19 protein-coding genes and 1 rRNA gene are annotated in these 22,551 nt (G+C 54.0%); 11 read left to right on the forward strand and 9 right to left on the reverse strand.

Annotation, left to right across the window (positions count from 1 at the left end):
- Positions 1-79: 79 nt before the first annotated feature.
- Positions 80-1,619 (reverse strand): 16S ribosomal RNA (locus JTA15_RS17570).
- A 453-nt stretch (positions 1,620-2,072) separates the two neighbouring features.
- Between JTA15_RS17570 and JTA15_RS17575 the strand changes: the two genes are divergently transcribed.
- Positions 2,073-2,780: a FadR/GntR family transcriptional regulator gene (locus JTA15_RS17575; RefSeq protein ID WP_020882776.1), complete on the forward strand. Its 708-nt coding sequence runs from the start codon at positions 2,073-2,075 to the stop codon at positions 2,778-2,780.
- Positions 2,777-4,210, forward strand: coding sequence for a multidrug transporter subunit MdtD (mdtD, locus tag JTA15_RS17580; RefSeq protein ID WP_219372547.1), 1,434 nt, complete (start codon positions 2,777-2,779; stop codon positions 4,208-4,210). Before JTA15_RS17575 ends, mdtD begins: the two co-directional genes overlap by 4 nt.
- Here the strand turns inward: mdtD and rbsR are convergent.
- The 7 genes from rbsR to kup all read right to left on the reverse strand — a co-directional run bounded on the left by rbsR (position 4,176) and on the right by kup (position 12,114).
- Complete coding sequence (rbsR, locus tag JTA15_RS17585; RefSeq protein WP_219372548.1) at positions 4,176-5,168, reverse strand: ribose operon transcriptional repressor RbsR; 993 nt, start codon at positions 5,166-5,168, stop codon at positions 4,176-4,178. The genes mdtD and rbsR overlap by 35 nt on opposite strands.
- 3 nt (positions 5,169-5,171) lie before the next feature.
- Entirely contained in the window at positions 5,172-6,101 is a 930-nt protein-coding gene (gene rbsK / locus JTA15_RS17590; protein WP_020882773.1) for a ribokinase, read from the reverse strand.
- A gap of 107 nt (positions 6,102-6,208) precedes the next feature.
- The gene (gene rbsB, locus JTA15_RS17595) at positions 6,209-7,099 is read right to left on the reverse strand and encodes a ribose ABC transporter substrate-binding protein RbsB (protein WP_014172267.1); all 891 of its coding nucleotides are present in this window, start codon (positions 7,097-7,099) and stop codon (positions 6,209-6,211) included.
- A gap of 27 nt (positions 7,100-7,126) precedes the next feature.
- Complete coding sequence (gene rbsC / locus JTA15_RS17600; RefSeq protein ID WP_020882772.1) at positions 7,127-8,092, reverse strand: ribose ABC transporter permease; 966 nt, start codon at positions 8,090-8,092, stop codon at positions 7,127-7,129.
- Positions 8,093-8,096: 4 nt separating this feature from the next.
- On the reverse strand, positions 8,097-9,602 hold the full coding sequence (gene rbsA / locus JTA15_RS17605; RefSeq protein ID WP_138014313.1) for a ribose ABC transporter ATP-binding protein RbsA: 1,506 nt from the start codon (positions 9,600-9,602) through the stop codon (positions 8,097-8,099).
- A gap of 7 nt (positions 9,603-9,609) precedes the next feature.
- A complete protein-coding gene (gene rbsD, locus JTA15_RS17610; RefSeq protein WP_020882770.1) occupies positions 9,610-10,029 on the reverse strand; it encodes a D-ribose pyranase in 420 nt (139 codons plus the stop codon).
- A gap of 216 nt (positions 10,030-10,245) precedes the next feature.
- Positions 10,246-12,114 (reverse strand): low affinity potassium transporter Kup, encoded by a 1,869-nt coding sequence (gene kup / locus JTA15_RS17615; protein WP_014172271.1) that lies wholly within the window; start codon positions 12,112-12,114, stop codon positions 10,246-10,248.
- A gap of 222 nt (positions 12,115-12,336) precedes the next feature.
- Between kup and ravA the strand changes: the two genes are divergently transcribed.
- The gene (gene ravA / locus JTA15_RS17620; protein WP_025202724.1) at positions 12,337-13,833 is read left to right on the forward strand and encodes an ATPase RavA; all 1,497 of its coding nucleotides are present in this window, start codon (positions 12,337-12,339) and stop codon (positions 13,831-13,833) included.
- Positions 13,827-15,278, forward strand: a complete 1,452-nt coding sequence (viaA, locus tag JTA15_RS17625; protein WP_032680053.1) for an ATPase RavA stimulator ViaA — start codon at positions 13,827-13,829, stop codon at positions 15,276-15,278. Before ravA ends, viaA begins: the two co-directional genes overlap by 7 nt.
- Here viaA and asnA read toward each other — a convergent pair whose 3' ends face one another.
- Positions 15,279-16,271, reverse strand: coding sequence for an aspartate--ammonia ligase (gene asnA, locus JTA15_RS17630; protein ID WP_020882768.1), 993 nt, complete (start codon positions 16,269-16,271; stop codon positions 15,279-15,281).
- Between the two features lie 151 nt (positions 16,272-16,422).
- Between asnA and asnC the strand changes: the two genes are divergently transcribed.
- From asnC to atpE, 7 genes are all read left to right on the forward strand, one after another.
- Entirely contained in the window at positions 16,423-16,881 is a 459-nt protein-coding gene (asnC, locus tag JTA15_RS17635) for a transcriptional regulator AsnC (protein WP_014172275.1), read from the forward strand.
- A gap of 90 nt (positions 16,882-16,971) precedes the next feature.
- On the forward strand, positions 16,972-17,421 hold the full coding sequence (mioC, locus tag JTA15_RS17640; protein WP_020882767.1) for an FMN-binding protein MioC: 450 nt from the start codon (positions 16,972-16,974) through the stop codon (positions 17,419-17,421).
- A gap of 374 nt (positions 17,422-17,795) precedes the next feature.
- The gene (mnmG, locus tag JTA15_RS17645; protein WP_032679278.1) at positions 17,796-19,685 is read left to right on the forward strand and encodes a tRNA uridine-5-carboxymethylaminomethyl(34) synthesis enzyme MnmG; all 1,890 of its coding nucleotides are present in this window, start codon (positions 17,796-17,798) and stop codon (positions 19,683-19,685) included.
- A gap of 100 nt (positions 19,686-19,785) precedes the next feature.
- Positions 19,786-20,409: a 16S rRNA (guanine(527)-N(7))-methyltransferase RsmG gene (gene rsmG / locus JTA15_RS17650; protein ID WP_219373263.1), complete on the forward strand. Its 624-nt coding sequence runs from the start codon at positions 19,786-19,788 to the stop codon at positions 20,407-20,409.
- A gap of 616 nt (positions 20,410-21,025) precedes the next feature.
- Complete coding sequence (gene atpI / locus JTA15_RS17655) at positions 21,026-21,406, forward strand: F0F1 ATP synthase subunit I (RefSeq protein WP_008500194.1); 381 nt, start codon at positions 21,026-21,028, stop codon at positions 21,404-21,406.
- 8 nt (positions 21,407-21,414) lie between these two features.
- Positions 21,415-22,230 carry a F0F1 ATP synthase subunit A gene (gene atpB / locus JTA15_RS17660; protein ID WP_014172280.1) on the forward strand — a complete coding sequence of 272 codons (816 nt, stop codon included), beginning with the start codon at positions 21,415-21,417 and terminating at the stop codon, positions 22,228-22,230.
- Positions 22,231-22,279: 49 nt separating this feature from the next.
- Complete coding sequence (atpE, locus tag JTA15_RS17665; protein WP_000429386.1) at positions 22,280-22,519, forward strand: F0F1 ATP synthase subunit C; 240 nt, start codon at positions 22,280-22,282, stop codon at positions 22,517-22,519.
- Positions 22,520-22,551 lie beyond the last annotated feature (32 nt).

Consider the following 22,551-nt stretch of genomic DNA (forward strand, 5'->3'; position numbering starts at 1 on the left):
GTCTCAATCGCAAGACGCCTTGCTATTTACTTTTCATCAGACAATCTGTGTGAGCACTACAAAGGCAGGTTCTTTAAGGTAAGGAGGTGATCCAACCGCAGGTTCCCCTACGGTTACCTTGTTACGACTTCACCCCAGTCATGAATCACAAAGTGGTAAGCGCCCTCCCGAAGGTTAAGCTACCTACTTCTTTTGCAACCCACTCCCATGGTGTGACGGGCGGTGTGTACAAGGCCCGGGAACGTATTCACCGTAGCATTCTGATCTACGATTACTAGCGATTCCGACTTCATGGAGTCGAGTTGCAGACTCCAATCCGGACTACGACGCACTTTATGAGGTCCGCTTGCTCTCGCGAGTTCGCTTCTCTTTGTATGCGCCATTGTAGCACGTGTGTAGCCCTACTCGTAAGGGCCATGATGACTTGACGTCATCCCCACCTTCCTCCAGTTTATCACTGGCAGTCTCCTTTGAGTTCCCGGCCGGACCGCTGGCAACAAAGGATAAGGGTTGCGCTCGTTGCGGGACTTAACCCAACATTTCACAACACGAGCTGACGACAGCCATGCAGCACCTGTCTCAGAGTTCCCGAAGGCACCAATCCATCTCTGGAAAGTTCTCTGGATGTCAAGAGTAGGTAAGGTTCTTCGCGTTGCATCGAATTAAACCACATGCTCCACCGCTTGTGCGGGCCCCCGTCAATTCATTTGAGTTTTAACCTTGCGGCCGTACTCCCCAGGCGGTCGACTTAACGCGTTAGCTCCGGAAGCCACGCCTCAAGGGCACAACCTCCAAGTCGACATCGTTTACGGCGTGGACTACCAGGGTATCTAATCCTGTTTGCTCCCCACGCTTTCGCACCTGAGCGTCAGTCTTTGTCCAGGGGGCCGCCTTCGCCACCGGTATTCCTCCAGATCTCTACGCATTTCACCGCTACACCTGGAATTCTACCCCCCTCTACAAGACTCTAGCCTGCCAGTTTCGAATGCAGTTCCCAGGTTGAGCCCGGGGATTTCACATCCGACTTGACAGACCGCCTGCGTGCGCTTTACGCCCAGTAATTCCGATTAACGCTTGCACCCTCCGTATTACCGCGGCTGCTGGCACGGAGTTAGCCGGTGCTTCTTCTGCGGGTAACGTCAATTGCTGTGGTTATTAACCACAACACCTTCCTCCCCGCTGAAAGTACTTTACAACCCGAAGGCCTTCTTCATACACGCGGCATGGCTGCATCAGGCTTGCGCCCATTGTGCAATATTCCCCACTGCTGCCTCCCGTAGGAGTCTGGACCGTGTCTCAGTTCCAGTGTGGCTGGTCATCCTCTCAGACCAGCTAGGGATCGTCGCCTAGGTGAGCCGTTACCCCACCTACTAGCTAATCCCATCTGGGCACATCTGATGGCAAGAGGCCCGAAGGTCCCCCTCTTTGGTCTTGCGACGTTATGCGGTATTAGCTACCGTTTCCAGTAGTTATCCCCCTCCATCAGGCAGTTTCCCAGACATTACTCACCCGTCCGCCACTCGTCACCCGAGAGCAAGCTCTCTGTGCTACCGTTCGACTTGCATGTGTTAGGCCTGCCGCCAGCGTTCAATCTGAGCCATGATCAAACTCTTCAATTTAAGTTTGATGCTCGTGAATTAAACTTCGTAATGAATTACGTATGTTCACTCAGAGACTTGGTATTCATTTTTTGTCCGAAGACATTAAGAATCCATGTCACTTTGAGTGCCCACACAGATTGTCTGATAAATTGTTAAAGAGCAGTGCCGCTTCGTTTTCGCTGCGGCGCGGGGTGTGCATATTACGCTTTCCCGCTTCAGAGTCAAGCATTTATTTTCGCTTATCTCTGCTGACCCGGCGGCGTGTGTGCCGTTGTTCCGTGTCAGTGGAGGCGCATTATAGGGAGTTATTCTGAAGTGACAAGAGGAAATTCAAAAAAAGTTTCTGTCCGTGTTTTTTTTCACCAATAGGGGTGAAATCAAGCTACAAATTGTTCTATTTGATGTATCTGCAACCACAATAACACCCGAGGTGGCATAATTATCAGCATGAATCTTTAAGGAATAAACGCGATGCCATTAAGCGCACAACAACTGGCTGCCCAAAAAAACCTGTCGTATGTGCTGGCAGAAAAACTGGCTCAGCTGATTTTAGCGGGTAAATATGCCCCGGGGAGCATCCTGCCGGGTGAAATGGAGTTGGGTGAGCAGTTTGGGGTGAGCCGTACTGCCGTTCGCGAAGCGGTGAAAACCTTAACGGCAAAAGGAATGGTGCTTCCGCGTCCTCGCATTGGTACGCGTGTGATGCCACAGAGCAACTGGAACTTCCTCGATCAGGAACTGCTCTCATGGTGGATGACGGAAGATAACTTTCATCAGGTCGTCGATCACTTCCTGGTGATGCGCAGCAGTCTTGAACCTCAGGCCTGCCTCCTTGCCGCCACGCTCGGGACGGCAGAACAGAAAGCGCAGCTCAATGCCCTAATGGAAGAGATGGTGTTCCTGAAAAAACACTTCAACCGCGAACGCTGGATTGAGGTCGATATGGCCTGGCATGAACACATCTATATGATGAGCGCCAATCCGTTCCTGACATCCTTTGCCTCTTTATTCCATTCGGTATACCACACCTACTTTACCTCTATTACACAAGACGAAGTGGTAAAGCTGGATTTGCACCAAGCGATTGTTGATGCCATTCAGGAGAGCGACGGGCAGCGAGCCCAGGATGCATGCCAGGCATTGCTGGCCGCGCCAACCCACCAGCAGGTACATAAATGAGAGAGAAAAAAGCGCGCAGCATGGCCGGATTGCCGTGGATTGCAGCCATGGCGTTCTTTATGCAGGCACTGGATGCCACCATCCTCAACACAGCGCTACCCGCGATTGCACAAAGCCTTAACCGATCCCCGCTGGCGATGCAGTCCGCCATCATCAGTTATACCCTGACTGTCGCGATGCTCATTCCGGTGAGCGGCTGGCTGGCTGACCGCTTCGGCACCCGCAAAATATTCATGCTGGCCGTGACGCTCTTTACGCTCGGCTCTTTGGCCTGTGCGCTGTCAACGTCTCTTACAGAGCTGGTCATCTTCCGTGTGCTTCAGGGCGTTGGCGGGGCGATGATGATGCCCGTGGCGCGTCTGGCGTTACTGCGCGCCTATCCGCGCAGCGAACTGCTTCCTGTGCTCAACTTCGTCACGATGCCCGGCCTGGTCGGCCCCATACTGGGTCCGGTTCTCGGCGGGGTATTCGTCACCTGGGCAAGCTGGCACTGGATCTTCCTGATTAATATTCCCATTGGCGTCGCGGGGCTGCTTTATGCCCGCAAATATATGCCGAACTTCACCACCCCAAGACGCCGTTTCGATATGCGTGGTTTTTTCCTGTTTGGCCTGAGCCTGGTACTCTTCTCCAGCGGGATGGAGCTGTTTGGTGAGAAGATCGTGGCGACATGGATTGCACTCTCCGTCATCCTCGGCGGTATTTTGCTGTTCCTTCTTTATATACGTCATGCACGCCATCACCCGACGCCGTTAATTTCTCTGTCGCTGTTTAACACCCGAACGTTTTCCGTGGGGATTGCGGGCAACATTGCCTCACGCCTGGGGACGGGCTGCGTGCCGTTCCTGATGCCACTGATGCTGCAGGTGGGTTTCGGCTACCCGGCTCTGATTGCCGGTTGCATGATGGCACCCACGGCGATGGGCTCTATTCTGGCCAAATCAACCGTCACGCAGGTGTTGCGCTGGTTTGGCTATCGTAAGACGCTGGTAGGTGTAACGGTCTTTATCGGGCTGATGATCGCGCAGTTCTCCCTGCAATCCGCCTCTTTACCGGTCTGGATGCTGATCCTGCCCCTGTTTGTGCTGGGAATGGCCATGTCGACACAGTTCACGTCGATGAACACCATCACCCTCGCCGACCTGACCGACGATAACGCCAGTAGCGGCAACAGCGTGCTGGCAGTAACTCAGCAGTTGTCGATCAGTCTGGGGGTAGCCGTCAGTGCGGCGGTGCTGCGGTTTTATGAAGGTTTTGACAGTGCGAACACCGTCGAACAGTTTCACTATACCTTTATTACCATGGGCGCACTCACCGTCGTGTCGGCGCTGGTCTTTATGCTGTTAAAACCTAAAGATGGCCGCAACCTGATCAAAGAGCGCCACAAAACAAAGGCTAAACCGAACCCCGTTCCATCAGAACAGGAGTAAGCTGCAGACGTTGCTGCTGCAGGCCGGGCTCGGCCATTCGGTGGATAAGCACATCGATGGCCAGCTCGCCCAGTTCATCTTTTGGCTGATGAATCGTGGTGAGCGGCGGCGTCATGTAGCGGGCCAGTTCAATGTCATCGTAACCAATCACCGCCATATCGTGTGGAACACGCAGTCCCGCCTGATATAACGCCTGATACGCGCCAAACGCCATCGCATCGTTGCCGATAAACACAGCCTGCGGACGCTGCGCTTGCGACAGCAGTTTCTGCATAGCTTCAAAGCCGCCGTTAAATTCGAAATCACCGGTAATACGGTAGCCATCCGGAACAGTAAGCCCCGCCCGCGCCATCGCAGAAAGATACCCCTCAAGACGCAAGCGCGCCGGGGTTTTATCCAGGGGGCCGGTAATGCAGGCGATGCGGGTATAGCCTTTATCGATCAGATACTGGGTGGCCATGTCACCTCCCAGCAGCGAGTTATCCTGAATGAGATCGCTGGTACCGTCGAACGGTGCCCAGTCCATCATCACCGTGGGAATAGAAGGGTAGCGCTGAATAATCTCTTTCGAGGGCTGATGTGTTTCGGTACACAGCAGCAGTAACCCGTCGACGCGTTTTTGCATCAGCGTCTCCAGGTTACGGTTCATTCGCTGCTCATCCCCTTCGGTATTGCACAGCACCAGGCTGTAACCACGCTCGAAGCAGCTGCGTTCGACACCGCGAACAATTTCAGAATAAAAGGGGTTGGTACTGGCGGTGATCAGCATGCCGATGGTGCGCGTCTGGTTGAGCTTGAGGCTGCGCGCCAGCGCGGACGGCGCATAGTTGAGATCTTTAACCGCGGCTTCGACTTTTTCCCGAATCGCCCCGCTAACGAAGCGATCGTTATTAATGACGTGGGAGACTGTCGACGTAGAAACGCCCGCCTGGCGGGCGACATCTTTCATTGTGGCCAAGCGTTACCCCTGCTGACTTAAGAATTCATCAATCTCTTTACGCCACGGAACGGAAGGCTGGGCACCTTTGCGCGTTACGGCAATCGCCGCGGCGGCATGGGCAAAGCGAATAGCATCATCCATTCTCTTGCCTTCCAGCAGCGCAGTCACCAATGCACCGTTAAAGGTATCTCCCGCCGCGATGGTATCAATCGCCTTAACCTTAAAGCCCGGCACGCGACGGCCTTCCCCGTTTACGCTGGCCCACACTCCACGACTGCCAAGGGTAATGATAACGGTGCCGATGCCTTTATCGTGCAGCACTTTCGCCGCCCGCGCGGCGTCGTCATCATTTTCAACGCGAACGCCTGTCAGTTTCTCCGCTTCAGTTTCGTTCGGGGTAATGATATCCACCAGCGCCAGCAGCTCGTCTGATAATACCCGCGCAGGCGCAGGATTGAGTACGACAGTGGTATGATTTTGATGCGCTATCTCTGCGGCCGCCAGGACGCTTTCAACGGGTGATTCCAGCTGCATCAGAAGCGCTTCGGCATTCGCGATGATCTCGCGCTGCGCGTTTACCCGCTCAGTGGTCAGCGCGGCGTTAGCCCCCGCATGAATACCGATGACATTCTCACCTTCCGCGTTGACGAAAATCAGCGCCACGCCGGTTGACTCCCCTTCGACAACGCTGACAGGCGCAATATCAATGTTATCGCTGGCCAGCTGTTTGCGTACGCGCTCACCGGTATCGTCATCACCCGTGCAGGCAATAAAGGCGATCTTCGCCCCACTGCGTCCTGCGGCGACGGCCTGGTTGGCGCCCTTACCGCCGAACGCTACCTGATACTGATTACCGGTGACGGTTTCGCCCGGTGTCGGGAACGATTCAAGGTTAAGAATGTGATCGGCATTGATACTGCCAAGGACGACAAGATTGCCTGCGGTTTTCATGGTTGAGGTGTCCATCTGAGAGCGCCACCGGTGTGACCCGGTGGCGTATGCCACACTTTTCTTTATAGGGTGTCCCTCAGGCAGCCAGCGACTGCCTGATTCGCCTTTTACTGCTTGATGACCAGTTTCAGGTCAACAGGATATTTGGCCTGAACTTTTTCGCCCTTCAGCACTTTATCAGCAGTCTGCACGCCCGTTGCGCCGATCTGCTCAGGCAGCTGAGCGATGGTCGCCGCCAGTTTGCCATCTTTTACTGCTTTTTCACCATCCGGCGTGCCGTCAAATCCGACAACCATCACATCAGATTTACCTGCGGTCTGCAGAGCACGCAGCGCGCCCAGCGCCATTTCGTCGTTCTGTGCAAACACAGCCTGCACGTCAGGGTGCGCGGTCAGCAGGTTCTGCATCACGTTCAGACCTTTCGTGCGGTCGAAGTCAGCAGGCTGGCTGGCCAGTACGTTAAATTTGTGCGCTGCAACAGCCTGCTGGAAGCCTTCACCACGCTCACGCGCCGCTGACGTACCGGCAATACCCTGCAGTTCGATAACTTTCGCGCCTTCACCCGCTTTCTTCGCGATGTAGTCACCCGCGATTTTGCCACCCAGTACGTTATCAGAAGCGATGTGGCTGACTACGTCGCCTTTCGTCGCCTGACGGTCAAGGGTGATGACCGGGATCTTCGCCTGATTTGCCATCTTCACGGCGTTACCCACAGCGTCAGAATCCGTTGGGTTGATCAGCAGGATTTTGGTGCCACGAACGGTTAAGTCCTGAACGTTTGCCAGCTCTTTCGCCGGGTTGTTCTGAGAGTCCAGCACCACCAGGTTGTAGCCCAGTTTGTCAGCTTCTTTCTGTGCTCCGTCCTTCAGAGAGACGAAGAACGGGTTGTTCAGCGTGGAGATAACCAGCGCGATGGTGTCTTTCGCCATTGCGTTAGCACTTACGGTTGCGCTCAGCGCGACAGCAGAAACCAGGGTAGCCAGTTTTTTCATGTTCATATCTAAGATGTCCTGTAGTGTCGTCAGTTACTGTTTTTTGTTGTCTACCAGAACCGCCAGCAAAATCACCACTGCTTTAACGATCATCTGGTAATAGGAGGAAACACCTAATAAATTCAAACCATTATTCAGGAAACCAAGGATCAGTGCGCCGATCAATGTCCCAACAATGCGACCTTTACCGCCCGCAAGACTCGTACCGCCCAGAACGACTGCCGCAATGGCATCCAGCTCATACCCCGTCCCCGCCGTTGGCTGCGCAGAAGAGAGGCGCGCCACTTCGATGATGCCTGCCAGAGAGGCCAGCAGACCACACAGCGAATAGACGATGATTTTGACTTTATTGACGCTGATCCCGGACAGACGCGTTGCCGCTTCGTTACCGCCCAGCGCATAGATATAACGACCCAGACGGGTGTGATGCAGCATGTACCACGCCGCAAGGAAAACGATAGCCATGATCCAGACCGGCGTCGGGATACCCAGCGGACGACCAATACCGAACCAGCCAAACAGATCGGCGTTATCCGTAAAGCCGGTATTTACCGGACTGCCGTTGGTATAAACCATGGTGACACCGCGCAGCAGGAGCATCATGACGAGCGTCGCAATGAACGCCTGAACGCGACCTTTCGCCACAATAACACCGGTCACGGCACCAATTGCCGCCCCAAGTGCCAGCGCAGCTGCAACGGCCACCAGCGCGTTGACCTCAATCCCTACAATTGAAGCCGCAACCGCACCGGTGAGCGCCAGCAGGGAACCGACGGACAGATCGATACCCGACGTCAAAATCACCAGCGTCATCCCTACCGCCATAATGGCGTTAACCGACGTCTGCTGAAGAATATTGAACAGGTTATTAACGGTAAAAAAGTTTGGACTCATGGTCGAAACAATCGCGATCAACACCAGCAGGGCAATCAGCGATTTTTGTTCCAGCAGCCATGCCTTTGTGAAATAACGGCGACCAGAAACAGCCTGGGTAGTCATCTTCTTACTCCTGATTCACGCGATTAAGCTTGCCCACAGCGGCAGCCATCAGAACTTCCTGGGTGGCCTGCTCGCGAGTGAATTCACCACCGAGATGCCCTTCATGCATGACGATAATGCGATCGCTCATGCCTAATACTTCTGGCATCTCGGAAGAGACCAGAATGATGCTCAGGCCGTCGGCCTTGAACTGGTTAATCAGCTGATAGATCTCTTTCTTGGCCCCAACGTCCACGCCGCGGGTTGGCTCATCAAGGATCAGCACTTTCGGGCGCGTCATCAGACCGCGCGCAATGGCCACTTTTTGCTGATTACCACCGGACAACAGGCCAATCGCCTGCTCCATCGACGGCGTTTTAACGTTGAAGAGACGGATAAAATCGCTGACCGCCTGCTGTTCATCTTTGTGCTTCAGGCTGCCACCGCTGCGGCTGAAATAGCGCAGGGCAGTAAGCGACATGTTCTCTTTTACCGACATCCCCAGCACTAAGCCGTCACGCTTGCGGTCTTCGGAGATATAGACGATGCCGTTTGCCAGGCCATCCTGTGGAGAGCGAGTCACCACCTCATGACCGTCGAGCGTGACATAACCGCTGGTACGCGGCAGTGCGCCATAGAGCACTTTCATCAGCTCGGTACGGCCTGCCCCCATTAACCCCGCCACGCCAAGGATCTCCCCCTGGCGCAGGGTAAAGGTGACATCGTTCACGTCCGGGCCACAGAGGTTATCCACCTTAAGGCGGATCTCACCCGGTGCTTTGTCCAGATGCGGATACTGGTCTTCGAGCTTACGTCCCACCATCATTTCGATAAGGGTATCTTCGGTCAGCGTGGCGACTTCGCGCTCGGCAATGAATTGCCCGTCGCGGAAGACCGTTACGTCGTCGCAGATCTCGAAAATCTCTTTCATACGGTGAGAGATATAGACAATCCCGCGTCCCTGCGATTTCAGCTCGCGGATAACGCGGAATAAAGATTCGGTTTCGGTGTCGGTCAGCGCGTCCGTCGGTTCATCCATAATGATGACCTTCGACTCAAAGCTCAGCACCTTCGCGATTTCAACCATTTGCTGATCGCCAATGGAGAGGTCGCCCACCAGACGGTCGCTCTTGAAGCGCAGGTTTAGCTTCGCCAGCAGTTTGTCCGCTTCGGCATACATCGTTTTCCAGTCGATTTTGCCAAACCGGTTAACGAACTCACGTCCGAGGAAGATGTTTTCCGCAATGCTGAGCTGCGGGATCAGGTTCAGCTCCTGGTGAATAATACCGATACCCGCATCCTGGGAGGATTTCGGGCCGTTGAACGTGGTCTCTTTACCCAGCCACAGCAGCGAGCCGGCATCGCGTTGATAGATACCAGTCAGCACTTTCATCATGGTGGATTTGCCGGCCCCGTTTTCGCCCACCAGCGCCATTACGCGTCCGGGATAAACGTTCAGAGCCGCGCCAGAGAGGGCTTTTACGCCCGGGAACGCTTTATCGATCCCTTTCAGTTGCAGTAATGCGTCCATGATGGCCTCAGAAGGTGACGCCAGCACAGAGAATGATATTCGCATACGGGGAACACTCCCCGCTGCGAATCACCGCCTGACTGTCTGCGGTTTGTTGTTTGAATTGCTCGTGCGTTGTGTAACGAATTTCTATGGTGTTTCCCTGGTGTTGTTGCAGTTGCTCAATGTGGCTGAGCAACGTTTCGTGGAGTTGCGGATTATGGTGTTTAATTTCCGTCGCGAGAATGGCCGCCTCAACCTGCATCTCCGCCGTCACCACGTCCAGTACCTGCATAAACGAGGGCACGCCCTGCGTTAACGCCATATCAATACGGGTTGTGCTGCGTGGAACCGGTAAGCCTGCATCGCAAACCACCAGCGTATCGGTATGCCCAAGACGGGAAATAACCGATGAGATTTCTGCGTTAAGAACGGTGCCTTTCTTCATTTTCTTGCTCCACTAGCGAAACGTTTCGCTGAAATCAGTTTAGTCTTAACGGTGTTCAGAAAACCACCATGACATAACAGATTTGTGATCGGCGTCGAAACGTTTCGCTACGTGAAATGAGAAGGCGATAAATGCAAAAACGGTAACCCTTTGGTTACCGCTTTTTTAGGGTTGCACCCTCTCCATCCAGGAGAGGGCATCAGGCCACACGAGGACCTAGATTTCGACCTGCGTTCCCAGCTCAATCACACGGTTAGGCGGGATCTCAAACTGGTCAGGCGCGCGAAGGGCGTTACGCTGCAGGATAAGGTACAACTTGCCGCGCAGACGCAAATACCAGGGGCGCTTGCCGATAATCAGCGACTCGTGGGACATAAAGAACGAGGTCTCCATCATGCGACAGCTCAGACCTTCCAGACCGCAGCGATGGAACACCTCTTCGACGTTTGGTGTCTCACGCCAGCCGTAGCTTGCCACTACGCGCCAGAAGGTCGGCGACAGTTGCTCGATTTGCACGCGGCGGACATTGTGGACATACGGGGCATCTTCGGTGCGCAGGGTCAGCAGAATCACGCGCTCGTGCAGCACTTTGTTGTGCTTGAGGTTATGCATCAGCGCAAACGGGATAACGTTCAGCGCACGCGACATATACACCGCGGTGCCCGGCACGCGGACCGGCGGCGATTTCTCCAGCGAGGCAATCATAGCCTCCAGGGAGTTACCGTGCTCATGCATACGGCGCAGAAGGCGGAAACGTTCGCTTTTCCACGTGGTCATGACAATGAACATCACCAGACCGAGCGTCAGCGGCAGCCAGCCACCAGAGACAATCTTGTCGAGGTTGGCGGAGAACAGCGGCACGTCAATGCACAGGAAGCCGACCAGAATCATCATCACGAGGAATTTGTTCCAGTGCCAGTTTCGGTACGCTACCGTGGTGGAGAGCAGCGAGGTCAGTACCATCGTACCGGTTACCGCAATACCGTACGCCGCCGCCAGGTTGCTGGAGTGCTCGAAGCTGACGATGACAATCACCACGGCGAAATAGAGCAGCCAGTTGATGAACGGAATGTAAATCTGGCCCGACTCCATCTCGGAGGTATGGATAATGCGCATAGGCGAGAGATATCCCAGACGCACGGCCTGACGCGTCAGAGAGAACACGCCTGAAATTACCGCCTGCGAGGCAATAACGGTCGCCAGCGTCGCCAGAATCAGCATGGGCACCAGCGCCCAGTCCGGAGCCAGCAGGAAGAATGGGTTCTTAATCGCCTCCGGGTTTTGCAGCAGCAGCGCACCCTGACCGAAATAGTTCAGCACCAGCGACGGCAGGACCACTAAAAACCACGCCACGCGGATAGGCAGTTTCCCGAAGTGCCCCATATCGGCATACAGCGCCTCAACACCGGTGATGGAGAGCACGACGGCACCGAGCGCAACGAAGGAAACCACTTTGTATTCCAGGAAGAAATGCACGGCCCAGTAAGGGTTCAGCGCATGCAGCACATCTGGGTTAGCAATAATGCTGCGTAAACCGAGTGCCGCCAGGACCAGGAACCAGGCCAGCATAATCGGAGCGAACAGCTTGCCCACCAGCCCGGTGCCGTGCTTCTGGATGATGAACAGCAGCGTCAGGACAAGGATCGCCAGCGGAACAACCCACGAATCAAGCTGTGGCGCGATAATCTCCAGCCCCTCTATCGCCGAGAGAACCGAAATCGCGGGCGTAATGACGACTTCCCCATAGAAGAAGCTGCCGCCAATCAGGCCGATAATAACCAGCACCGACGTCATTCTGGCGGAGGTATTCCGCCCGGCAAGGGACATCAGAGTCAGGATCCCCCCTTCACCGGCGTTATCTGCACGCATAACGAAGGAGAGGTATTTCACTGAAACCACCAGGATCAGCAGCCAGAAGATGAGGGACAGGAAGCCAAAGACGGCATCGCGCTCAACACCAAAACCAAACTGACCGGACAGACATTCACGAAGCGTATAAAGCGGGCTGGTGCCGATATCACCGTAGACAACCCCGATCGCCGCAAGCGTTATTGCGGGTAATGATTGCTTATTATCAGTGCTCATAGACTAGTCTTTTCGTTTAAATAACAAATGTGTGCTTAGTCCCTTGGCCCACAAAAAGCGCACAGTATGCACGATTCAATGCAAAATCGTACCCCTAAATGCAACCGCATTAATGTAGCGCAAAGAAAATAGCGCCGCACTTCAGTCTATTACCAGCCCTGACTGAAACGTCTATACTCGCTTCAATTGGCCGCCACGACGGCGAAAGGATGCAAAACTATTATGGCTCACTCACATTTAATAGCAGAAAGAATTTCCCGCCTCAGCGGCGCGCTGGAAAAAGGCCTTTTCGAGCGTAGCCACGCCATTCGCCTCTGTTTACTGGCAGCGTTGAGCGGTGAAAGCGTCTTTCTGCTTGGTCCTCCGGGCATCGCCAAAAGCCTGATTGCCCGCCGGCTGAAATTTGCCTTTCAGAACGCCCGCGCTTTCGAATACCTGATGACCCGCTTTTCCACCCCAGAAGAAGTTTTCGGCCCGCTTTCCATTCAGGCGCTGAAAGATGAGGGGCGCTATCAGCGCCTGACTGAGGGGTATCTTCCGGAAGCGGAAATTGTTTTTCTTGATGAGATCTGGAAAGCAGGGCCGGCAATTCTGAACACCCTGCTCACGGCGATAAACGAACGCCGATTCCGCAACGGTGCCAGCGAAGAGAAAATCCCGATGCGCCTGCTGGTGGCGGCCTCTAACGAACTCCCGGAAGCCGACAGCAGCCTTGAAGCGCTGTATGACCGCATGCTGATCCGCCTGTGGCTCGACAAAGTGCAGGATAAATCCAACTTCCGCTCGATGCTGGTCAGCCAGCAGGATGAGAATGAAAACCCGGTCCCCGCTTCGCTGCAGGTCACGGATGAGGAGTATTACCAGTGGCAGGAGGATATCGGCAAAATCACACTGCCGGATTCGGTGTTTGAGCTGATCTATCTGCTGCGCCAGCAGCTCGATTTACTGCCTTCTGCGCCGTATGTCTCCGACCGTCGCTGGAAAAAAGCGATCCGCCTGCTGCAGGCCAGCGCCCTGTTCAGCGGCCGCGATGCCGTTGCGCCAATCGATCTGATCCTTTTAAAAGATTGTCTCTGGCACGACGCGGAAGGCATGAACCTGATGCAGCAGCAGCTTGACGTATTGATGACCGGACACGCCTGGGGCCAGCAGTCGATGCTCAACCAGCTGGGAGCGATTGCCCAACGGCGTATTCAGCTGCAGCAACAACAAAGCGACAAAACAGCGCTGAAAGTAAACCGCCTTGGCGGTATGTTCGCCCGCAAAGCGCATTATGAGCTGCCGTCCGAACTGACCAGTACAACGCTGACGCTCCTGCTTCAGCAGCCCCTTAAGCTGCATGACATGCAGGTGGTCCATATCACCGTGGAGCGAGAGCCATTGGCTCAGTGGCTTGATAAGGGCGGGGAGATCCGCGGCAAACTCAACGGCATCGGTTTTGCCCAGCCGCTGACGCTGGAAGTGGACAGCAGCCAGCATCTGGTGATCCGCGACGTCAGCCTGCAGGGATCGCGTCTTGCGCTTCCGGGAACCGCCTCTGACAGCGTGCCGGAAGAGATTAAACGCCAGCTTGAAGCGCTGGATACAGAATGGCACCAGCAACATACGCGCTTCAGCGAGCAGCAAAAATGCCTCTTTATTCATAGCGACTGGTTAGGTCGCATCGAAGCCAGCCTGCAGGATGTCAGCGCGCAGATCAAACAGGCTCGTCAATGCTAACGCTGGATACGCTTAACGTCATGCTGGCCGTCAGCGAAGAGGGGTTGATCGAAGAGGTGGTCATCACCCTTCTGGCCTCCCCGCAGCTGGCGGCTTTTTTTGAAAAATTCCCGCGGCTCAAAAAGGCGATGACCGACGATCTCCCGCGCTGGCGCGAAAACCTGCGTCAGCGGTTCAAAGAGACCGAAGTCCCCCCTGAATTAACTGACGAGGTGGCCTGCTATCAGCAGTGCCAGCGGCTCTCTACGTCACAGTTTATCGCCCAGCTCCCGCAAACCCTGACGTTACTCGACACGGTACACTCTCCGTTTGCCAGCCAGGCGCGAGCGCTGGTCACGGATAACGCCACGTTTACCCCCGCGCTACACACCCTCTTTTTACAACGCTGGCGCCTCAGCCTGGTGGTGCAGGCCACAACGTTGAACCAGCAGTTGCTGGATGAGGAGCGTGAACAGCTGCTTAGCGAAGTGCAGGAACGCATGACCTTAAGCGGTCAGCTGGAGCAGGTGCTGGTGGAAAATGATAACGCCGCCGGGCGTCTTTGGGATATGAGCGCCGGTCAGCTGCGGCGCGGAGATTACCAGCTCATCGTCAAGTACGGCGATTTTCTGGCACAGCAGCCAGAGCTGATGAAGCTTGCCGAACAGCTGGGTCGTTCACGGGAGGCCAAATCGGTCCCAAAGAAAGATGCCCCAATGGAGACCTTCCGCACCCTGGTCCGTGAACCGGCCACCGTGCCTGAGCAGGTGGATGGGCTCCAGCAAAGCGACGATATTTTGCGCCTGCTGCCCACGGAGTTGAGTACGCTGGGGATGACCGAGCTTGAGTACGAGTTTTATCGCCGGCTGGTGGAAAAACAGCTTCTGACCTACCGGTTGCATGGCGAAGCCTGGCGTGAAAAGCTCAGCCAGCGCCCGGTCATCCATCAGGATTTTGACGAGCAACCGCGCGGGCCCTTTATTGTGTGCGTGGATACGTCCGGCTCGATGGGAGGGTTTAACGAACAGTGCGCGAAAGCGTTCTGCCTGGCTCTGATGCGCGTGGCGCTCGCCGATCGACGTCGCTGCTTCATCATGCTCTTTTCCAGCGAAGTTGTGGGGTATGAACTGACCCATCAGCAGGGTATTGAGCAGGCGATCCGCTTTTTAAGCCAGCGCTTTCGTGGCGGTACCGATCTGGCCAGCTGTTTTCGAAGCATCGTTGAGCGGATGCAGGGCGGAGACTGGTATGACGCTGACGCCGTGGTCATCTCCGATTTTATTGCCCAGCGGCTACCGGATGACGTGGTGAATAAAGTGAAGGAGCTACAGCGAGTGCACCAACACCGTTTCCATGCTGTGGCGATGTCTGCCCATGGAAAGCCCGGCATCATGCGCATCTTCGATCATATCTGGCGCTTTGATACCGGGTTACGTAGCCGCCTGCTAAGACGCTGGCAGCGCTAATTACAGAAGAGATTCAACGCGATCGCGTACCTGTTGTGGCCAGACACCGCACTGCACCTGACCAATATGAGGCAGCTGCAACAGCAGCATGGTCAGACGGGACTGGCCAATACCGCCGCCAATGGTCTGCGGCATCTCTCCGCGCAGCAACGCCTGGTGCCACTCCAGCGTGAGACGATCTTCATCCCCGGTCAGTGCCAGCTGACGCTTCAGGGCGTCAGCATCCACGCGGATCCCCATTGAAGAGAGCTCGAACGCATCTTCCAGCACCGGGTTCCAGACCAGAATATCGCCGTTCAGACCGGCGCGTTCGCCCTCACCCGTCGTGCTCCAGTCATCATAATCCGGCGCACGCACATCATGGCGTTTACCGTCAGACAATTTGCCGCCAATCCCGATCAGGAACACAGCACCCAATTCTTTAGCGATCGCACGCTCACGGCCTTTGGCATCCAGATCGGGATAACGGCTCAGCAGTTCCTGGCTGTGGACAAAGTGGATCGATTCCGGCAGGAACGGTGCCAGACCAAACTCTTTGCTCACAGCCGCTTCGGTCGCTTTGATCCCGGCGTAGATCGCCTCAACGGTGGATTTCAGCGTACCGACGTGACGCTCGCCATCGCCCATGACGCGCTCCCAGTCCCATTGATCGACGTAGACAGAGTGCATTGGCGTAAGACGGTCTTCATCGGGGCGAAGGGCTTTCATGTGCGTGTAAAGCCCTTCGCCCGCGCTGAAGTCGTGTTGTCCCAGGGTTTGGCGTTTCCACTTCGCAAGGGAATGCACCACTTCGAACTGGGCGTCTGGCAGTGTTTTCACTTTCACCTGTACCGCTTTTTCGCATCCAGAAAGGTTGTCCTGCGTCCCGTCACCCACGCGGCTGAGAATGGGCGCCTGGACTTCGATCAGACCAAGCTTATCTTCCAGCTGACGTGAAAAATGGGATTTAACGAAGCTGATCTGGCGTTGTTTTGCGATGTAAGCGGTTTTCATTATTTATACTCCTGCGTCCTGTTGATAGAGATTAAGCAACAGAAATGGCCTGTTATTCAATAACCCATCAACAAAAAGCCACCTTCACTTTTGATTCATTAAAATAAGGCGCTAGAATAGAGAGATTCATTAATGTTCATAAGAAAAAGCTATGGAAAATTATCAGATCGATAATCTGGACCGCGGCATCCTGGAGGCCTTAATGGCCAATGCACGTACTGCCTACGCGGAACTGGCGAAACAGTTTGGCGTCAGTCCGGGCACAATCCACGTCCGCGTGGAAAAGATGAAACAGGCGGGGATTATTACCGGCGCACGTATCGACGTCAGCCCTAAGCAGCTGGGTTATGACGTCTGCTGCTTTATTGGCATTATTCTCAAAAGCGCCAAAGACTATCCGTCAGCCCTGGCGAAGCTCAACGCGCTTGAAGAAGTCACGGAGGCGTACTACACCACCGGGCACTACAGTATCTTTATAAAGGTGATGTGCCGCTCCATTGATGCCCTCCAGCAGGTACTTATCAACAAGATCCAAACAATTGATGAAATTCAGTCCACTGAAACATTGATATCCCTGCAGAACCCGATCATGCGTACCATCCGCCCCTGATCGGGCAAATTCATTCCCACATTTTCCACAGGTAGATCCCAGCTCGTTCACAGCGTACAATGAGCCCCTCTTTATTTGAGCGAGCGATCAATGGCGGACATTACCCTTATCAGTGGCAGCACCCTGGGCGGCGCGGAATACGTTGCGGAACATCTGGCTGAGAAGCTGGAAGACGCGGGCTTTTCCACCGAAACACTGCACGGCCCGTTGCTTGACGATCTCCCGACTGATGGGGTCTGGCTACTGATCACCTCGACGCACGGCGCAGGCGATCTGCCGGATAATCTGCAACCTTTATATGACGAACTGCTGGAACAGCAGCCTGACCTGTCAAACGTCCGTTTTGGCGCGGTGGGTATCGGCAGTCGTGAATATGACACCTTTTGCGGTGCAATAGAGAAAGTCGAAGCCGCTGTGACTGCCTGTGGGGCAAAACAGCTGGGTGAAACACTGAAGATCAACATCCTCGATCATGACATTCCGGAAGATCCAGCGGAGATCTGGCTGGGTGAATGGAAAAATTTACTCAAAAACGATTAAAGATCGCGCGAACAGATGTGGATAACTCTGGTTAAAAGCTCGTATTAAGCGGTAGTTATCCAAGTTATAACTCTGAGGCTGTTTTGGCCCTGTGTATAAAGTCGCGATCTGATCCCAGCTTATACTGGCCAGGATCACCGATCATTCACAGCAAACGATCCTTTCTAACTGCATGATCTTCATCGTGAGATCGGGCTTATCCACAGAGGTACTCGATCCTAATAAGAGATCACAATAGAACAGATCTCTAAATAAAAAGATCTTCTTTTTAATAGCCCAGGATCCCAATGCTTTCTCGAAAGACTAAAGTTGAGTAGAATCCACGGCCCGGGCTTCAATCCATTTTCATACCGCTTTACGCGAGGCAGACCACCATGTTTTATCAGGATCCTTTTGACGTCATCATCATTGGCGGGGGTCATGCAGGCACTGAGGCCGCAATGGCCGCAGCGCGAATGGGTCAGCAGACCCTGCTTTTGACACACAATATCGACACGCTGGGACAAATGTCCTGTAATCCGGCGATTGGCGGCATTGGGAAAGGACACCTGGTAAAAGAAGTGGATGCACTTGGCGGCCTGATGGCGAAAGCGATCGATCATGCCGGCATCCAGTTTAGGATACTAAACGCGAGCAAAGGTCCCGCTGTGCGCGCTACTCGTGCTCAGGCAGACCGCGTGCTTTACCGTCAGGCGGTACGTACTGCCCTGGAGAATCAGCCAAACCTGATGATCTTCCAGCAGGCGGTAGAAGATCTTATCGTTGAAAACGATCGCGTTGTGGGTGCCGTTACCCAGATGGGCCTCAAGTTCCGCGCGAAAGCCGTCGTACTGACTGTCGGGACCTTCCTGGATGGCAAAATCCATATCGGTCTGGATAACTACAGCGGTGGCCGTGCTGGCGATCCGCCGTCCATTCCGCTGTCTCGTCGTCTGCGTGAACTTCCGCTGCGCGTCAGTCGCCTGAAAACAGGCACGCCACCGCGTATTGATGCGCGCACCATTGATTTCAGCGTGCTGGCACAACAGCACGGTGATAACCCCATGCCGGTGTTCTCGTTCATGGGCAATGCGGCTCAACATCCGCAGCAGGTACCGTGCTACATCACGCATACCAACGAAAAAACCCATGACGTGATCCGCAATAACCTTGACCGCAGCCCAATGTACGCTGGCGTGATCGAAGGGATCGGCCCGCGTTACTGTCCGTCGATCGAAGACAAAGTGATGCGCTTTGCCGATCGTAACCAGCACCAGATCTTCCTGGAGCCGGAAGGACTGACGTCAAATGAAATTTACCCGAACGGCATCTCCACCAGCCTGCCGTTCGATGTGCAGATGCAAATTGTTCGCTCAATGCAGGGTATGGAGAACGCGAAAATCGTTCGTCCTGGCTATGCTATTGAGTACGATTTCTTCGATCCGCGTGACCTGAAGCCAACCCTGGAGAGCAAATTCATCCACGGTCTGTTCTTCGCCGGCCAGATTAACGGCACGACCGGTTACGAAGAAGCTGCCGCTCAGGGTCTGCTTGCCGGTCTGAACGCAGCACGCTTCTCTGCGGAGAAAGAGGGCTGGGCACCTGCGCGTTCTCAGGCTTATCTGGGCGTGCTGGTCGACGATCTTTGCACCCTGGGTACCAAAGAACCGTACCGTATGTTTACCTCTCGCGCGGAATATCGCCTGATGCTGCGCGAAGATAACGCCGACCTGCGTCTGACCGAAGTGGGTCGTGAACTGGGTCTGGTGGATGACGAACGTTGGGCGCGCTATAACGAAAAACTGGAACGCATTGAGCAGGAACGTCAGCGCCTGAAAACCACCTGGGTGAATCCACAGGCGGAAACCGCTGCAGAAGTGAATGCTCACTTAACTGCGCCGCTTTCGCGCGAAGCCAGCGGCGAAGACTTGCTGCGTCGCCCTGAAGTGACCTACGAGAACCTGGTGAAACTGACCGCGTTCGCGCCGGGCCTTGAAGACGCCGAAGCGGCTGAACAGGTTGAGATCCAGGTCAAATACGAAGGTTACATTGCGCGTCAGCAGGATGAGATTGAAAAACAGCAGCGCAACGAAAATACGCTGCTGCCGGAAATGCTGGACTACCGTCAGGTGACGGGGCTTTCCAATGAAGTGATCGCCAAGCTGAACGATCACAAGCCTGTGTCGATCGGTCAGGCATCCCGTATCTCCGGTGTCACACCTGCCGCGATTTCGATTCTGCTGGTGTGGCTGAAAAAGCAAGGTATGCTGCGCCGTAGCGCATAATATCCAGTGCTTTTGGCGGGTGGCGCTTCGCTACCCGCCCTGCTAATTCGTAGGCCCGGTAAGCGCCACCGGGCAATTTATGTCTAAACAGGTACCCACTGTGCTCAATAAACTCTCTCGTCTGCTGGAACAGGCAGGTATTTCGCTCACCGATCACCAGAAAACTCAGCTGGTGGCCTATGTCGATATGCTGCACAAATGGAATAAAGCGTACAACCTGACGTCTGTTCGCGACCCCAACGAGATGCTGGTTCGTCATATCCTCGATAGCATCGTGGTTGCGCCGTATCTCAAAGGGGAGCGCTTTATCGATGTGGGCACAGGTCCTGGCCTGCCGGGGATCCCGCTGTCGATTGTCCGCCCTGAGAGCCATTTCACGCTGCTGGACAGCCTTGGCAAACGCGTCCGTTTTTTACGTCAGGTCCAGCATGAGCTGAAGCTGGAGAACATCGCCCCTGTACAGAGTAGGGTAGAGGCGTTCCCCGCGGAGCCGCCGTTTGACGGTGTTATCAGCCGCGCGTTTGCGTCGCTCAATGATATGGTGAGCTGGTGTAAGCACTTGCCTGCACAAGATGGCCGCTTTTATGCCCTGAAAGGGCAGTTGCCGGGCGATGAAATTGAACAGCTTCCGGAGGGTTTTGCTGTCGAATCCGTTGAGAAATTAAACATTCCTCAGCTTGAGGGTGAACGCCATCTGGTGATAATTAAGCCAAACAATTTTTAAATATTTAATAAAAATTGTGGAATTCGTGCTGTTCTGACCATGTTAAATAACAGCACTAATTCTCTGGTTTTACCGAAGAGAGTTTAACCTCTGTGTTACTAAGGTTTTTCTAACGGTTAACGTAACAGCCATTGTTCAGCATGAAGATAGTCAACATCGAAAATATCAGCCTGCTAAAAGTGGAATACGGCAACCAGAATCGAATGTTAAATATTTATTAAGAATGTCAATAAAAGGTTTTTATTGTATACCGGGCTGTTTTGAAAATAGTTACGATAATTTGTCTTTAATTTCATAAAGATGAAATTAACCGATTTGCGTCTTTGATAAATACACCCTTATCGCAAATGTGTATTTTGTGATCTCGTGCACGCTTTGTGGCCAACGTTTTCGCGCTGTTTGCAGTTTTGGTCGAAGGTCGTGGCTTTCAGGAAAAGTTAAAAAATAGCGGCGGGGAAAAATATTTAAACATTTATTCACCTTTTCGCTACTTAATGTTTGAAATCACGGGTGCGCACCGTATAATTTGACCGCTTTTTGATGCTTGACTCTGAGCCTTAAAGGACGTTTTATACGACACGCGGCATACCTCGAAGGGAGCAGGAGTAAAAACGTGATGTCTGTGTCGCTCTTGAGTAGAAACGTTGCTCGTAAGCTTCTGTTCATTCAGTTTCTGGCTGTGATAGCAAGTGGACTGCTGTTTAGCCTCAAAGACCCCTTCTGGGGCATCTCCGCCGTGTGCGGGGGTTTGGCGGTTGTTCTGCCAAACGTATTGTTTATGATTTTTGCCTGGCGTCATCAGGCGCATACACCCGCCAAAGGCCGTGTGGCCTGGTCCTTCGCTCTCGGTGAAGTGTGTAAGGTGTTGCTGACCTTTGCTCTACTGGTGATGGCGCTGGCGGTTTTGAAAGTGGTATTCATGCCGCTGATAGCAACGTGGGTTTTGGTGCTGGTGGTACAAGTTCTGGCTCCAGCTGTAATCAACAACAAAGGGTAAAAGGCATCATGGCTTCAGAAAATATGACGCCGCAGGATTACATAGGTCACCATCTGAATAACCTTCAGCTGGACCTGCGTACATTCTCGCTGGTGGATCCGCATAACCCCCCGGCCACCTTCTGGACGATCAACATCGACTCCATGTTCTTCTCGGTCGTTTTGGGTCTTCTGTTCCTGGCCATGTTCCGCGGTGTTGCGAAAAGAGCGACCAGCGGTGTTCCAGGGAAATTCCAGACGTTCATCGAAATGATCATCGGCTTCGTCCATGGCAGCGTCAAAGACATGTACCATGGTAAGAGCAAGCTGATTGCTCCGCTGGCCCTGACCGTGTTCGTTTGGGTGTTCCTGATGAACCTGATGGACCTGCTGCCAATCGATTTCCTGCCGTGGATTGGCGAACATGTCCTCGGTCTGCCAGCACTGCGCGTGGTGCCGTCCGCTGACGTGAACATCACCCTGTCGATGGCGCTGGGCGTGTTTATCCTGATTCTTTTCTACAGCATCAAAATGAAAGGCGTAAGCGGCTTCGTGAAAGAGCTTACCTTGCAGCCGTTCAACCACTGGGCGTTTATTCCGGTCAACCTGATCCTGGAAGGCGTTAGCCTGCTGTCCAAACCTGTTTCACTGGGTCTGCGACTGTTCGGCAACATGTATGCGGGTGAGCTGATTTTCATTCTGATCGCGGGTCTTCTGCCGTGGTGGTCACAGTGGATTCTGAATGTGCCTTGGGCCATTTTCCACATCCTGATCATTACGCTGCAAGCCTTTATCTTCATGGTTCTGACGATCGTCTATCTGTCGATGGCGTCTGAAGAGCACTGATTTTTTACCAACACTACTACGTTTTAATTGAAACAAACTGGAGACTGTCATGGAAAACCTGAATATGGATCTGCTGTACATGGCTGCCGCTGTGATGATGGGTCTGGCGGCTATCGGTGCTGCGATCGGTATCGGCATCCTCGGGGGCAAATTCCTGGAAGGCGCAGCGCGTCAACCTGATCTGATTCCTCTGCTGCGTACTCAGTTCTTTATCGTTATGGGTCTGGTGGATGCTATCCCAATGATCGCTGTAGGTCTGGGTCTGTACGTGATGTTTGCTGTCGCGTAGTAGTAGTTTTAAAACCCTAAGCCACAGATATT

The organism is Enterobacter sp. BIDMC 29 (assembly GCF_019378755.1).
GTDB classification, from domain to species: Bacteria; Pseudomonadota; Gammaproteobacteria; order Enterobacterales; family Enterobacteriaceae; genus Enterobacter; species Enterobacter ludwigii.